Below are 15,766 nucleotides of genomic sequence, written 5' to 3'. Positions count from 1 at the left end.
GCCTGGGCGTGGGCCGGGAGGAGGGTAGAGTGTCGCGCGTGTCGCGCTCCCCCTGGTTCCTCGTCTCGTGTCTCGTGTCGCTGGCCGCGCCTGCTCTCGCGCAGGACGGGACGGCTCCGGCGGCGGTGGCTTCCCCGGCGGGTGCCTCGCCCAAGGCGCCGCCCGCGGAAGTCGCCCCGCCTTCCCCATCCCAGGCGGAAGCCCCGCCGGCTCCTGCTCCCGATGCGAGCAAGGCGGGAGCGACCGCCGCTCCTGCCTCGCCGGAGCCTCCCGCGAAGCCTCCGGCCGCGTCCGCCGAAGCGAAGCCCGCGCCGTCCTCCGTGGCGGTGATGCCACTGGAGGCCAACGCGGCGGGGAAGGAGGCCGCACCGGGCATCACCTCGCTCATCGCGAGCCGCCTCGCGGAGTCCCCGCTGCTGCGCGTGCTGTCCCAGCGAGACATCCAGACGATGCTCGATGCCGAGCGACAGCGGCAGCTCCTGGGGGACGCCAAGTGCGAGAAGGGGGACTGCCTCCAGGAGTTGTCCTCGCTCACCGGCGCCCAATACATCCTCACGGGTCGGTTGGACCGCTTCGGGGGCCAGTACCTGCTCACCGCGAGCCTCGTGGACACGCGTCACGGGCGGAGCCTCGCCAAACCGCGCGCGGAGGCCTCCGGCGAGGATGAGCTGCTGCGCACGGCCGATGCCGTCGCCGACGAGCTGATCGCCGCGCTGTCTGCGCCCGGAGCGTCCGTCTCGGCGCGTCCGCTGCTGGGCGGGGCGTCGTCGTCCTCCTCGCCGGGCGGCGGACTGACCCTGGGGCTGCGCTTCAACAACAGCTTCATCGACAAGCTGTCCTCGTTGAACCCGGGCCTGGACCTGGAATTGGGCTACTGGTTCCACCCGGAATGGCAGGGCTTCCTCCAGGTGGGCTTCACGCTGGTACGCACCAGCGACGACAGCGGCGGCGAGGGCAAGCTCAACGTGCTGCCCAGCATCCTGGGCGCGCGGCACTACCACCGCCTGGACAAGTCGCTGCGGCCCTACTGGGGCTTCGGCCTGGGCGTGCAGCTCTCGTTCGGCGACTACGGCATCTTCCAGAACACGGGTCCGCTGCCGTCAGTCGTCGGCTTCGTCGGGCTGGAGTACCTGCTGGTGGGCCACGTCGGCTTCCAGCTGGAGCTGGGAACGAACATCGCGCAGGCGGTGCTGGGCCTCGCCGATGACGGCGCGGGTGACGGCCTCAACCTCGATGTCAACGCTGGCATCGCGTACCACTTCTGAGCTTCTGGAGCCCTCCATGTCCTCGCGCCTGCGCGCCCTGCCGCTCCTTGCCCTGCTGGCCTCGGGGGCCTGCACCGAAACGCCGAAGTTGGATCCGAAGGACCAGGCCGAAGGGCTCTACATCCGGGGCAACTCCGAGTACCTCCAGGGCAACTTCGACGCGGCGCTCAAGACCTTCGACGAGATGAAGGGCCTGATGCCGGCGGATCCGCGCCTGCCCGCCGCGAGGGGTGAGGTGCTGCTCTCCATGAGCCGGCTGGAGGAGGCGGCGAAGGAGTTCGAGGTCGCGCTGCGATTGGATCCGAAGCGCTCCACCAACTGGAGCCGGTTGGGTTTCATCCAGGCACAGCTCGGCAAGCCGGAGGAGGCGCAGAAGTCGCTCCAGAAGGCCCTGGCGCTGCATCCGCGCGACTTCAACGCGCTGGAGCAGTTGGGAGAGCTGGCGGAGGAGCGCGGCGAACACGACGAGGCGGTGCGCCAGTTCACGCAGGCCGCGGAGGTCGCGCCGGACGCGTCGAAGGGTGACCTGACGCTGCGAGCGGTGGACGTGCTGACGAAGCAGGGGCGACAGGAGGACGTGCTCGCGCTGCTGCGCAAGGCGACGACGCAGGGCCTGCGCACGCCGGAGATGTTGACCACGCTGGGAGATGCGGAGGTGCACGCGGGCCACCTGGCGGAAGCGGCCACGGCGTACCAGGAGGCCGCGAAGAAGTCGCCCAAGGATCCGACGCTGTGGGAGCTGGTGGGGGAGATCCAGCTCAAGCTCGGCAAGCGTGACGAGGCGCTGGCGGCCTGGGGCGAGTCCCTGCGCGTGAAGGATCGCGCCACCGTCCACGTGGCCATCGCGCGCGCGCACCTGGCGGCCGGGGACCGCGCGGCGACAGAAGGGGAGCTGCAGAAGGCGTTGGACACGGTGTCGGGTTCGGACGTGCGGGAGATGCAGGAGGTCGCGGACCTGCTGACGGCCCTGGGGCGCAAGCCGGACGCGCTGCGCATCCTGACGAGCCTGGGCGCGGAGCCCGGGCATGCGAAGGACGTGGAGCTGCAGCTGGCCACGGCGCGACTGGCGCGCGAGCTGAAGGACCCCGCCACGGTGCAGGCCGCGTGCGCCCGGGTGGCGGCGGCTTCCACGGATGGTGGCGTGGTGAAGTGCCCGTAGGTTTCAACGCCTGGCAGGCGCTGTCGCCGTGCCGGAGGAACGACCTGGGTTGGTTTTAACGCCTGGGAGTCGGGGTGCCTCATACACTCCGTTGAATGACTGCTCATGATCTAGTTTCCCAGGGAAACTAATCCTCCCGCCACGGGTCGGCTGCTAGACATTCCAACTTACGCGCTGCTAATACGCCGCGTCGTGATTGGACCTGAATCCTTGACGCGGTCTCTTGCAGCTCTTGCTCATCCCTGGCGTTGGCGCTTCCTGACGCTGTCAACCGTCACCGCCGCCGGCCTGTGGCTGGGCCTGGGGCGCACCGAAGCGCATCCCGCAGGCCCTGGAGAACCGGAGACGGAGTCCATCGCCGTCGTCGACGGTGAGGAGATTTCTCGCGAGCGGTTCAACCAGCGCTGGCAACCCCTGGCCAACAACCTGCGGTTGAAGGACGGGCACCTCGCGGAGCCCATGGCGGGGGCCCAGAAGGCCCACCTGGCCGAGCAGCTCATCGATGAGGCGCTCATCGAGCACGCCGCCGAACAGGAGCAACTCCTGGTCAGCGAGGAGGCGCTCGACGCGGCCATGGCGTCACGGCGCAATCAGTTGCCAGACGCCTCCCTGAAGCATGCCATGCTCCTCCCGGAGGAGGCCCGCCGCAAGGTCCGTCTGGAGTTGCTGGTTGACCAGCTCGTGGAGCGGCGGGTGCCCCGGACGTTCCCTGATGACGCCCTCCAGGCCTTCCACGAGCGCAATCCCGAGCGTTTCCAGGTTCCGACGTACGTCGAGGTCGAGGACCTGCTCGTGGCGGTCTCCCCGGAGATGAAGGACGCCGAACTCCTCGCCCGTCAGCAGGAGGCCGAGGCGATGCGCGAGCAGATCCTGCCGCCGTCCCACGGTGGCCTCGCGACTGCCGCCTCCCTGCCCGATGGGGTTCGCACCCGGCTCACCTCCGCCAACGTCCCCGCCGATGTCTGGGAGCGCTTGAGCGACCTCTCCGCGCGAGAGGTCTCCCCCGTGCTTCGCACGGAGCAGGGCTTCCACCTCTACCGGCTGGTGGAGCGGGGGCCTGTCGTGACGCCGCCGTTCGCCGCCGTTCGCGACCGGGTCGGCTCGGTGATGCGGTCCGAGCTGCTCGAGCTGCGCCGCGCCGGTTTGCGCCATGAGCTGCGCTCGACGGCCTTGATCGAGAACCACCTGGCCGCACGTCAGGCGGAGCTCGCCGGCCCGCGGTGCAACGGATGCCTTGACACGCCTGCCTTGTCCCTGCCCCAGCCCGCTCCGGCTGGAAAGCACGAGTGACGCCCTCTTCCCGTCGCTGACGGCCACCTTCGGAATCCGACCGTGAATCCCGCCGCCTTGCTAGTCGTGTACCTTCTCGCGACCACTCCCGCGCCCCAACCGGCGCAGGGACGCAGCTATCTGTCGCAACTCCTCTCCCTGGATGCGCCCGCGGAAGTCCCCATGGACGCCCCGCTCGCGCAATCCCTGGCGCAGAACACCCTCGCGGGTGTCAACGTTCTCGCCCGGCAACCCGTCTACGACGGCATCTACAACACGGGGGGACGCTTCCCCGCCCAGGCCTACTGCTACCGCACCCGCTTCACCCCGGGCGCGAGCGTTCCCATCTCCTCCTACAGCAACGATCCGAAGACGCCCACGTCGGAGTCGAACCTCTTCTATCTGGGGAGTGGTTGCCCGTTCTATGACGCGAATGGGAACGGCATCGTCGACTACAACTTCATCTTCCATCCGCGCTCGCTGAGGGACATTGGCGAGCACGAGTACTCGTGCTGGCTCGACACCGTGCCGCACAGTGGTTGGTGCTGGAACGTGACCACCCGGCCCCCCTGCAACTACCTCTGCGAGGCGACCGTCGCGGCCCGCCAATACATCACGCTCACGTACAACGTCGTCAATTACCCCCCGTACGCCAGTCCGACCTTCACGCCCGCGGCGCCGAACTGGACCTCGAGGGTCCAGTTCACCGCCAACTCCGGCGATCCCGATGGCGGCTCGGCCGTGGTGCACCGCTGGTCGGTCACCTCCAGGCCCACGGGTTCCGTCGCGGCGCTCGTCAATGCGGGGACCGCCACCCCGTCGCTCCAGCTCGGCAACGAGAAGGACATCGGCACCTGGGTCTTCCGGCTGGAGGTGGATGACGACGAAGGAGAGACCCGGAGCTATTCGGTCCAGTTCACCGTGCCCAACGTCCCCCCGATCTTCGAGATCGCCGGCGCGTCGCAGGTGGTGGTCCGCAACAACATCCAGCTGGGTGTCACCTCCACCACGGACATCGACGGCGGCAACCTGACCTTCACCTGGGACATCCTGCAGGCTCCTGCTGGCGCCACGCCCGGGGCCGCCAACGGGTATTCCACCCAGTCCAGCATCAGCATCCCCACCACCGGCAAGGAAGTCGGGACGTGGCGCTTCCGCGTGACGGCGCGTGACAACGAAGGCGCCTCGGTGTCCCGGGAGATCACCGTCACGGTGGTCAACAAGAAGCCCCGCATCCAGCTGTCCGGCGCCACGCACGTGGACGAGGGCAATGCCATCCGCCAGGAAACGACCATTCTGGATGACGAGGACGGGGGCTTGCTCACCTTCAAGTGGGAGGTCGTCCAGGCCCCCCAGAGCGCCAGCGTGGCGGTGCCCTCGGTGCTCTCCACGAGCGCCGTGCTGAGTCGCTCCATCGCGCAGTCCGTCCCGGGATCGTGGATCTTCCGCCTCACCGCCACGGACGATGAGAATGAATCGGTGACCCAGGAGGTCACCGTGCTGCTCGACGGCCTCCCGGAAGTCGCCTTCGAGAACGAGCCCGAGAACCACGTCATCGGCTCCGGTCCCCTGGTCCTGGATGCCACCCCCTCCGAGGACCCGGACTCGCCCTGTCCCACCGTGACCGGTCGCTGCCACCTGACCGACGGCCGCTTCGTCACCGTGTCCGCCGGCATCTCGAGCTACGCCTGGTATGCCAGCCCGGGTTCGGGCGAACCGCTGGTCCGCGTCAGCACGCTGTTCCCCCAGGTGGGTGACTCCGGACCGGTGCTGACCTTCGGCCCGGACGTTCTTTCGCCCGGAGACTGGACGTTCGAGGTGCGCGTCCAGGACGCGGAGTCCAATGATGCGTCCTCCAGCCTCGTCGTCCACGTGGAGTATGCGGACACCGCACCGGAGGTGCACGTGGTGGGACCCGTGGTTCGTCCCACGGTCCTGCTGTCAGGGCTCAACCTCGTCGACATCATCGTGGATGGCTCGCAGAGCATCGATCCCGACAACACCTTCGATGGAACGCCTGCCTCGCCGGGCCTGGGCATCACCCAGTTCCAGTGGACGGCCGTGGGCCCCGCGGGCTGCCCCGTGATCACGTTGCCAGGCGGTCCGGATGTCATGCGCGTCACCCTGTTCCCCGCCAACACCATCGTACCGCCCGCATGCCATGGGCGTTGGCGGGTGACCCTCACCGTCACGGACGACAACGAGGACGCCCAGCAGTCGGTAGGTACCGCGGAGTTCTTCATCGGCAACTGCGTCGCGCTCGCCTGCCTCGACGCGCCCGTGCCCGGCAACGAGCGCATCGTCCTGGAGGACGACACGTCGGGCGTGCTCGTCGCGACGCACCTGGACTCGGCCTTCTACGACGAGCTGGTCTTCGCCATGGGCACATCCATCATCATGGACGTCGTCTACTCAGGGACGTCCGTGGTCGCGTTCCAGTCGGTGACGCCCGTGCTGAACCAGTCCAGTCGGGGCCTGCCCATCTTCTTGTTCTGGGACGGCAAGAACTCCCAGGGCGCCCGGTTGGCGGGAACGTTCGACATCGTCCTGTCCGTCCACGCCGGGGTGAGCATCATCATGGCCGAGGCCGTGGGGCCGAGGGTGGTCGTCCTGGAGAACGTGACGACGGTGGTGGACGCGTCCAGCGACGTGAACGTCCATCGCGAAGCGCTGGTCGCTGGCACGGACACCGCGTCCTTCGTGGTGTTGAGCTCCGGCATCCGGCCCTCGCACCCGGTCGACTCCATCCGGTGGCGCGTCAAGAACGACGCCGGAGTCCAGCTGGCGTCGGGCAGCGTGCCGGCCGGCACCGGGTCCTCCACCACGGTGAACTGGGACGGGCGCTTCAATGGCTCGGTGCTGAACGCAGGTAACTACACGTTCGAAGCGGAGGCCGTCCGCAACGGCGTGGGCCTGGGCATGAGCGCGCCGCACCTCTTCACGCTCTACAGCGCGGTCCTGGACCCGGTGGTGGTGGAGCCCGCCAGCGTGGGAGCCCTGCCGGAATGGGTCCACCTGGAGCGCAGCCTCCCCGCGGTCGACGTCACGACCGCGAACTTCACCCAGCGGCGTCTGAGAATGAGCCCCCTGCTCCTCAAGGTCGCGCCGGTCCTGACCGGTGGAACCCTCACCCTCGAGCAGGAGAGCGGGCCGGTGGGGCTCGTGGAGCTCTATCTGGAGGGCGCCACGTACAGTCCCGTGACGCTGCCCCGGCAGTGGGACAAGGCCGCGACGCCGGCGGCCGGCATCCGCCTCCTGGCGTATGGGAAGGGGGCCGCGGGTGACGCGACCTTCAAGATGACCTACCGGGTGAATGGACAGGTGTTCGCCGAGGAGCGTGTGCGCTATCGGCTCGGGCCTCCTCCCGCGGCGGTGGGGATCGAGAACCTGACGCATGCCCCTCACTTCCGGGAGCTGCGCACGGTCAACGCGGGAAGCTCCATTCGCGTCGCGCTCGACCGTACCCGTCAGCGTGAGCGCACGGGCCGCCGCGCGAACGTGTTCCTGGTGAATCACAAGGACGCGGCCGCGTGGGCCGCCAACTCCCAGCTCGTGGCCGTGGGGACCTCCGCCCCGCTGCTCGACGTCGGTGCCGCCAACGCGGCCCCGGCCGTCGTACGGCTGTGGACGGCGGCCACCGCGGGCTCCTACGACGTCGTCTACGACTTCGGCAACTTCGCGGACGCGGCCGACGACTTCGTAGGGGATGGCCGGCTGGATCCGGGTGACCTGTTGGTGAGCCCCGAGGGGCTTCCGGCCGTCGACGTGGAAGGCTCGTCCGTGACACCAGGTGCGCTGGCCATCCGTTCCTTCGAATACGGTGGGGCGTATGATGCGCCGCTGTACACGGCGCACCTGCCCGCGAACTGGGACGGGATCATGCTCGGAGGGGCCGTCCTGCCCCTGCGCGGTCTGGCCATCTACCCGGTGGACCTGTCCATCCAGCGTCCCATCGTGGTGATCGCGCATGGCCGCCACACCCCCCGGACCATCTTCGTCGAACCGGCCCCGGGCGTGCCCCGGGTCACGGTGACGGTCGACACCGACATGACCTCGGATGAGAACTACCGGGGCTACCGCTACCTCCAGGAGCACCTCGCATCGCGCGGCTTCATCACCGTCAGCATCGACCTGGACTCCCTGTTCGGCAGCCTCTACTCGGGCTATCCCGCCGTGCGCTCGGCGGGCATCCAGGCGCGGGCGTGGCTCATGCTGAAGACCCTGGAGCTGTTGCTCACCAACCCCGCCGCCGTTCCCGACCTCGCCGGGAAGATCGATGCATCCCGCATCTACCTCGCGGGCCACTCGCGCGGGGGAGAGGCCGTGGTCGTGGCCCAGAGCCAGCTGCAGAACTGGGCTTCCAGCACGCCCACTCCCGGCTCACTGCCTCCAGGCGAAACCCTGGGCGGAGGACTCTCCCCGAGCAACATCAAGGGCCTCATCAGCCTGGCCCCCGTGAGCTTCGCGGCCGAGAACCTCCCCCTCGCCCCTCCTACTGCTCCGTACCTGCTGATCTACGGCACCGCGGATGGCGACGTGAACGGCGCGTCGAACAATGTGCGGCCCTTCATGCACTATGACCAGGCCCGGGGGGACCGCTTCGCGCTGCGCATCGAGGGTGCGAACCACAATCACTTCAACACGAGCTGGGGCTATAGCGACGCCAAGGAGCAGCTCCTCGTCACGAGCGTCAGCCCGTTGGGCGTTCCCGACTTCACCCGCAAGGATCTGGGCGATCCGGTAGGGGCGGTCGCCACCCTGCTCGACGGGCCGACCCAGCGGCAGGTCGGTATGGCCTACATCACGGCGTTCCTGAGGATGGTCGATGGAGGCTCTCGCGCCGCGAGCAACTACTTCCTTCAGCAGCCGTCAACGCTTGCTCCCCTGGGAACACCGGCGGGCGTCCAGATGTATTCGCAAGCGCAGCTCGCGACGCGGGTCCGCACGGTCCTGGACGACTACGAATCCAATGCGTCCCTGACGCTGTCCAGCCTGGGAGCGCCGGTCGCCTTCACGGTGGGAGCGCCGTCCGAGGGGCCTCTGTCGGACAGCGATCCGATCCTGGAGACCGATCCCGCCAACCGCTTCTTCCAGGCCACGAGGGGCGTGCTCTTCGACTGGAGTGGTGCCTCTTCCTACGAGGAGACGCTTCCCGTCGGGAAGCGGGATCTGCGCACCGCCCGCAGCCTCAACTTCCGCGCGGCCCAGGTTCCGTTCCATCCGTTGACGATGGCGGGAACGCCTTTGAGCTTCCGCGTGGAACTGGAAGACGGGGCGGGCCACCTGGAAGCCGTGTCCCTCAACGGGTTCCACCAGGTGGCGCCCATCTATCCCGCCGGCATCTGGACGGAGCCCTACTATCTGGATGATGGCTCGCTCAACCCCGCCAGGGTGCGGACGAACACGACGTCGGCTGCCTTCAAGACCTTCCGCCTGCCGCTCGCTGGCTTTGCAGGCACGGCCACCGACGTCGACCTTGGAAACATCACGAAGGTCCGCATCCGTCTGGCGGATGGTGGCGAGACCGCTCAGGGCCGAGTCGCCCTGGACGACCTGGAGATTGAATTCTGATGATGCGCTCAATGCTACTGTTGCTTCTGGGGTTGACGGTTTCCTGTACCGATACGACTCCCTCCACGCGTCCGCCGGCGCCTCCCGCCCAGGTCCGCTCACAGAACTCCGGGCTTGGCTCCGTGGCTTCGATCAAGCCCATCCATGTCGCGGGGGGATTCACCGTCTGGCGCAATGGCCAGGAGGTCACCGTCCAGGACGGCCTGATCATCCGCGTGGACGGGCTGAGCCGGAGCAAGTTCATCCCAGGGGGCATCTCCCCTCCGCTGTTCGTCCTGGGGGACACCGTCGGACAGACGCTGCTCACGCCTTACGACAACGGGCAGGCCGTGATCCTGGTGGACTCACCTCCCGCGGACACGGACATCGCCCTCTGGATGACGCTGCCGGGGGAGACTCCGGAACAGCTGGCGGGGCCCGGGCTGAAGGCACAGCAGTCCAGGGCGCTCTCGGCGGGCGCCCAGTCCGGCATCAACATCCGGACGCCGCCGGCCAGCACGCCAAGGACCCAGTATCCGACGCAGCTGCAGCTGGAGGACGCGCTCGTGACGCCCAGGGTGTCGCCCGAGATCTGCTCGGGGATGGGTAAGCAGTGTGGCTTCCTGCCGCAGACGACGCACGGAAGGCTCGACTGCGGCCCTTGCCCCACGGATCAGATCTGCAAGACGGACAACCAGTGCTGCACGCCCAGCACCTGCTCGACGCAGGGGCGCACCTGCGGCCAGGCAAGCGACGGCTGCGGCAACGCGATCGACTGTGGCACCTGCAACCCGAGCCAGGTCTGCACGGCCGCGGGACGCTGCTGCCTGCCCAGGACGTGCAGTGTGCTGGGCCGCGTCTGCGGCCCCGTGTCCGACGGCTGCGGGGGCACGCTCAACTGCGGCACCTGCGCCACGGGCCAGACCTGCGTCAGCGCGGGGACCTGCTGCACGCCCAAGACGTGCGCCGAGCTGGGCAAGAACTGCGGCTCCGTGTCCGACGGCTGCGGGGGCACGCTCAACTGCGGCACCTGCACCGCTCCGGGCTCCTGTGGCGGGGCGGGCGTTCCCAACGTCTGTGGGGTGTGCACGCCGAAGCCCCAGAGCGAGGTCTGCGCCCCCCGGCAGTGTGGCAACTTCTCCGACGGGTGTTCCTCCACCTACAACTGTGGCACCTGCGCCGCGGGCCAGGCCTGTGCTCAGAGGACCGGTTCGTGCGGCATCCCGGATGGCGGCTGCGGTGAGGGCCGGATCCTCGTCTGCAACGACCTCGGCTGCCGCTGCGAGGATGGGGAAGGGCAGTCGATGTAGAGGCTGCCTTCCACTCCGGGAAGGCGCACCCTCTTGAAACACGAACGCGAGCGAGGCCGGCACCGGTCTCGCTCGCGTCGTCGTTTCAGGTCCCCGCCCGGGCACACGCACCGGGCGGCGTCACGGCAACAGCCTTAAGTCCGGCCGCCCTGCAGCTTCCGGTACACGCCCACGACCTGGCCCAGGATCATCGTGGAGCGGAAGTCGGTGCGGTTCACGTAGATGGGCTGCATCGTCGCGTTCGCGGGCTGGAAGCGGATGCGGTCCGTCTCCGGGTAGTAGCGCTTCACCGTGGCCTCGTCCTCGATGAGCGCCACGACGATCTCCCCCGGCTGCGCCGACGGCGTCTTCTTCACGAACAGGTAGTCCCCATCGTGGATGCCGTCGTCGATCATCGACTGCCCCTTCACCCGGAGCGCGAACACCTCACGGCCGTTCACCCCGCCCAGCAGGAAGCTGTCGATCTTGACCGAGTCCTCCATGTTCTCCTGCGCCAGCGCCGGCGCACCCGCCGCCACGCGGCCGAGCAGGGGGATCTCCACCATCCCGGAGTCCTTGCTCTTCATCCCCAGCCCCAACAGCAGCCGCGCCCGCTTGGTCGGCACCAGCGAGCGGCTCTGCTGCTCGCCCCGCGTCAGGTACCCCTTGCGCTCCAGGGCCTTCAGGTGGTCGTTCACCCCGTTGGTCGAGCGGATGTCCATGTGCTCCCCAATCTCCCGGATGGTCGGGGGGAAGCCTCGGTTCTCCGTCTCCTTCACGATGAAGGTCAGGATCTCGCGCTGGCGCTCCGTGAGTTCTTCCATGGCCGCACTCCTTCGCTCGCCTGCCCGCCTGCTCTCGCGGACCGGGCAACAGAATTTCAGTACCCCATGCTTCCTGAACATACGTGTAGAGTCAATCCGTTCAGTGCCCCCACCCATACCGTGCGTGCCGGCGGAGACCTGTCTTTCTCGGTTCTTGAGGGGGCGCGTTGATCTCGGCGTACACTTGGGCCGCCGTGTCCGACCTCCGCCACACGCTGCTCTTCGTTGATGACGAGGCCGACGTCCTCGACATCCTCAGCCGGATGTTCCAGCGGCGTTACCGCGTCCTCACGGCGCCTACCGGCAAGGCAGCCCTGGAAATCCTGCGCACCGAGACCGTGGACGTCCTCGTCACGGACCAGCGCATGCCGGAGATGACGGGCATCGACCTCGTCACCGCGGCCCGCGCGGAAGGCCTGGACGTCACCACGCTGCTGCTCACCGCCTACACCGACCCGCAGGACATCATCGCGGCCATCAACCAGGGGCAGGTGTACCGCTACGTCACCAAGCCCTGGGACGTGAACGACCTGCTCATCACCGTGAAGAACGCGGTGGAGTACGCGCAGCTCAAGAAGGACAAGGAGCGGCTGATCCGCCAGCTCCACCAGCGCGTGGAGGCCCTCTTCGTCCTCTATGAAGTCAGCCGCGCCAGCGCCAACGACCCCGCCAGCTACGACGCCATCATCGACCGCGTGCTCACGGCCGTGGCCCGCGTGCTGCCCTACGACTGCGGCGCCGCGCTGATTGCCCCGGAGGGCTCGCGCGGCGCCACGCTGCGGCTGCGGTGCATCGGCAACGTGGGGGAGCAGGCCCTCCTGGGCGTCAAGGAGTCCATGCTCGGCGCGTACCGCAAGAGCAGCGGCCTGTCCCTGCCCGAGGACCGCGTCATCACCCGCGTCACCGGCACCACCACCCAGGACGCCGCGTCGCCCGTCGTCTACCCCAACCAGCTCACGGTGAACCTCACCGCCGGTGGCCGGCCCGTGGGCATGCTGTCGCTGTTCTCCCACCGCGCGGACGCGTTCACCGAGGACGACGGGCTGCTGCTGGACGTGCTCGCCAACCAGACGGCGGACGCCATCCAGTCGCTGCGCTCGGCGGAGGAGGAGGCCCGCCACCGCATGGAGCGCATGGTCGCGTCCATGGCGGACGGCGTGGTGCTCACCGACGAGAAGAACGACATCGTGGTGATGAACCCCGCCGCGCGCCGCATCCTGCACGCGAGCGAGGAATCGCAGGGGCCTACCAGCCGGCTCCTGGAGGAGCGCCTGGGGTTCCAGCCGTTCCAGCTGGTGCGCAACCTGGAGTACAGCGGCCACCAGGTCCTGCGCGAGGACGTGAAGCTCTTCGAGCGCACCGTGCAGACCACCGTGACGCCGGTGAACGACGCGCGCGGCACCCTGCGCGGCGTGTGCGTGGTGCTGCGCGACATCACCGACCAGAAGCGGCTGGAGGAGCGCAAGGACGCGTTCGTCTCCATGGTGAGCCACGAGTTGCGCACGCCGCTCACGTCCATCACCGGGGCGCTGGACCTGGTGCTCAACCGGATGGCGGGGGACATCAACGAGCGGCAGCACCGCTACCTGTCGCTCGCCAAGGACTCCGCCGAGAAGCTCAACGGCATCGTCGACGACCTGTTGGACCTGTCGAAGTTCGCGCAGGGCCGGCTGCGGATGAGCTTCGAGCGCATCTACCTGGAGGAGCTCGTCCAGCGCGTGGTGGAGAAGTACGGCCCCGCCTTCGCGGAGCGGCGCGTGCGCGTGGTGCCGCTGCTGCCGCAGCACCCGCTGCGCGCCATGGTGGACCCCAACCGCGTCAACCAGGTGCTCAACAACCTGCTCAACAACGCGGTAAAGTTCACCCCCGAGGGCGGTGAGGTGCGCGTGGAGTTGCGCGCCACCTCCAGCCTGCCCGGCTACGTGGTGCTCTCCTGCTGGAACAGCGGCGACCCCATCGCCGAGGACAGCCTGGAGCGCATCTTCGACCGCTTCGAGCAAGCCCGCACCCAGGCGAACCGCACGGTGCGCGGCACCGGCCTGGGCCTGGCCATCTGCCGCAACATCGTGGAGGCCCACGGCGGCCGCATCTGGTGCGAGCCGTCCCCCAACGGCGTGCGCTTCATCGCCGTGCTCCCCACCGAGCCGCCCCAGGAGGTGCTGTCGCAGGAGAGCGTGGACACGCTGCCCGCGCCGCAGCCGGTGCGCCCGGAGTCGCGCGGCAAGGTGCTCGTCATCGAGGGCGAGCCCGAGGTGGGCCACATCATGAAGGCCCTCCTGGGCGCCCGGGGCTACCGGGTCCGGCTGGCGGCCTCCGCGGAAGAGGGCATCAGCGCCGCGCGCAACATGCACCCGGACGTGCTGCTCGTGTCGGTGCGCCTGCCGGATGTGGACGGCCTGCGGCTGGCGGAGATCCTCCGCAATGATCCGGAGACGCGCCGCGCGCCGCTGCTGCTCACCTCCGCGTTCGACGAGCGCCAGCGCGCCTTCCGCGCCGGCGCCGACGCGTTCCTCGTGCGCCCGCTGGCGGGGGACAAGCTGCTGGCCACGGTGGACTCGCTGTCGCGGGGCCGGGCCGGCGCGCAGCACGGGCGCGTGCTGGTGGTGGACGACGACGCGAAGATCGCCTCCGTCTGCCGCGAGGTGCTGGAGGGGCTGGGCTTCGAGGTGGGCATCGCGGCCAGCCTGGAGGAGGGCCGCAGGTCCCTGCGCGAGCGGCGCCCGGACGCGGTGCTGCTGGAGGTCGCGCTGCCGGACGGCGACGGGTTCGCGTTCCTGGAGGAGATCAAGGCCGAGCGCGCCAGCGGCCACATCTCCGTCATCTTCATCTCCGCGCGCACGGAGACGTCCTCCAAGGTGCGCGCGCTGAAGCTGGGCGGGGACGACTACATCACCAAGCCCTTCGACGCGCTGGAGCTGGGGGCGCGCGTGGAGAGCCTGCTGCGGCGCAAGGAGCAGGAGCTGTCCTCGTCGCCCACCACGCAGCTGCCGGGCTCCACCGCCATCGAGCGCGAGGTGCAGCGGCGGCTCGCCGCGCGCCAGCCGTTCGCGTTCTGCTACCTGGACCTGGACAACCTCAAGGCCTACAACGACTACTACGGGTTCGCGAAGGCGGACGGCGTGGTGCGCCAGACGGGCGACCTGATGCGGGAGATCTTCCAGCAGGAGGGCGCCGCCGGGGACTTCCTCGGCCACGTGGCGGGCGACGACTTCGTCTTCATCACCTCCACGGAGTCGGTGGACCGGGTGTGCCAGCGGGCCATTGAAGCCTTCGACCGGATCATCCCGCTCTACTACGACCGGCACGATCGTGAGCGCGGCCACATCGAGGCGGAGGACCGCTTCGGGGAGAAGCGGCACTTCCCCATCATGAGCGTGTCCGTGGTGGCGGTGATGACCGACGGCCTGGCCCATGATCACGCGGAGCTGGCGCGCCGGGCCGCGGACATGAAGAAGAAGGCCAAGGCCATCCCGGGCTCCGTCTTCCTGCGCAGCGACGTGGAGCGCGTGATCCGGTCCGTCACCGGATGAGATGCCCGGGATGAGGCTCTACCAGCAGCTCATCCTCTTCATGCTCGCCGCGACGGTGCTGCCCCTGGCCGCCGTGGGCTTCCTGCTGCTGTCTCGCGCGGAGGCCGAGGTCGTCTCGCACATCGACGACAAGCAGCGCGCGCTCGCCTCCGCCACCGCGGAGGCCGTGGGCACGAACCTGATGGAGGTCGTCAACGGCCTGGCCCGGTCCGCGGAGCTCATCGACTGGGAGCGCGCCACGCCCGACGAGCTGCGCGGAGGGCTGGCGCTGCTGTACGGCCAGTCCCCGACCATCAGCGCGGTGCTGGGGGTGGACGCGCAGGGACGCCAGCTGGGGCAGGCGGTGTACCGCGCCGAGGCGCGCAACGGCCACCCGGGCTTCGAGGAGGCGGGGCTGATGCAGCTCGCGAAGGCGCTGCCGGTGCAGTCGCTCCGGGGTGGGGGCAAGGGGCAGGCGGCGCTGGGCAGTGCGTACATGCATGCGGGCAGCGGCCGGACGGCCATGGTCGTGGGGGTGAAGCTGGCGGACGGAGAGGCCGCGCCGTACGCGCTCGCGGAGGTCGTCTTCACGCAGCTGGAGGCGCTGCTGCGGCGGCGCGCGGGAGAGGGGCCGACCCTGCTGGACGTGGTGGACGCCGAGGGGCGCGTGCTGGCCAGCTCCCAGCCGGAGCGGCGCATGAAGGCGCTGGAGCCGGAGCTGCTGGGCGGGCCCGACGCCTCCGGAAGACCGGACGCCGCGCGCAGCTTCCACGTGAAGGACCCCGCGCGCCGGGTGAGCGTGGCCCGCGTGCCGATCGCGCTGGGAATGGATGTCGTCGTGACGGTGGAGGAGGCCCAGGCGCTGGCCCCGGTGCGGCAGCTGCGGCGCACGGTGCTCGTG

At 69.2% G+C, this 15,766-nt stretch carries 8 protein-coding genes; 7 read left to right on the top strand and 1 reads right to left on the bottom strand.

Annotated features, from left to right (window positions below; all coding sequences use genetic code 11):
* Nucleotides 1–8 precede the first annotated feature (8 nt).
* The 5 genes from D7V93_RS19355 (at nucleotide 9) to D7V93_RS19335 (ending at nucleotide 10,553) form a co-directional block, all read left to right on the top strand.
* The gene (locus tag D7V93_RS19355) at nucleotides 9–1,265 is read left to right on the top strand and encodes a hypothetical protein (RefSeq protein WP_244237383.1); all 1,257 of its coding nucleotides are present in this window, start codon (nucleotides 9–11) and stop codon (nucleotides 1,263–1,265) included.
* Between the two features lie 16 nt (nucleotides 1,266–1,281).
* A complete protein-coding gene (locus D7V93_RS19350) occupies nucleotides 1,282–2,424 on the top strand; it encodes a tetratricopeptide repeat protein (RefSeq protein WP_120644825.1) in 1,143 nt (380 codons plus the stop codon).
* A 210-nt stretch (nucleotides 2,425–2,634) separates the two neighbouring features.
* Nucleotides 2,635–3,714: a peptidylprolyl isomerase gene (locus D7V93_RS19345; protein ID WP_147451236.1), complete on the top strand. Its 1,080-nt coding sequence runs from the start codon at nucleotides 2,635–2,637 to the stop codon at nucleotides 3,712–3,714.
* Nucleotides 3,715–3,876: 162 nt separating this feature from the next.
* A complete protein-coding gene (locus D7V93_RS19340; protein ID WP_120644823.1) occupies nucleotides 3,877–9,264 on the top strand; it encodes a hypothetical protein in 5,388 nt (1,795 codons plus the stop codon).
* A gap of 122 nt (nucleotides 9,265–9,386) precedes the next feature.
* Nucleotides 9,387–10,553 (top strand): hypothetical protein, encoded by a 1,167-nt coding sequence (locus D7V93_RS19335; protein ID WP_120644822.1) that lies wholly within the window; start codon nucleotides 9,387–9,389, stop codon nucleotides 10,551–10,553.
* Nucleotides 10,554–10,687: 134 nt separating this feature from the next.
* Here the strand turns inward: D7V93_RS19335 and lexA are convergent, their stop codons facing one another.
* Nucleotides 10,688–11,356: a transcriptional repressor LexA gene (gene lexA, locus D7V93_RS19330; RefSeq protein ID WP_120609820.1), complete on the bottom strand. Its 669-nt coding sequence runs from the start codon at nucleotides 11,354–11,356 to the stop codon at nucleotides 10,688–10,690.
* A 194-nt stretch (nucleotides 11,357–11,550) separates the two neighbouring features.
* Here lexA and D7V93_RS19325 point away from each other — a divergent pair, with 194 nt between their 5' ends.
* A complete protein-coding gene (locus D7V93_RS19325) occupies nucleotides 11,551–14,886 on the top strand; it encodes a response regulator (RefSeq protein WP_120644826.1) in 3,336 nt (1,111 codons plus the stop codon).
* A 10-nt stretch (nucleotides 14,887–14,896) separates the two neighbouring features.
* Nucleotides 14,897–15,766: cache domain-containing protein (locus D7V93_RS19320; RefSeq protein WP_208723070.1), on the top strand; the 870-nt coding region annotated here is incomplete at its 3' end.

It is taken from the genome of Corallococcus llansteffanensis, from assembly GCF_003612055.1.
Taxonomy (GTDB): domain Bacteria; phylum Myxococcota; class Myxococcia; order Myxococcales; family Myxococcaceae; genus Corallococcus; species Corallococcus llansteffanensis.
The sequence above is the reverse complement of the archived record's forward strand: the minus strand, read 5'-3'. Positions and strand labels throughout refer to the sequence as shown.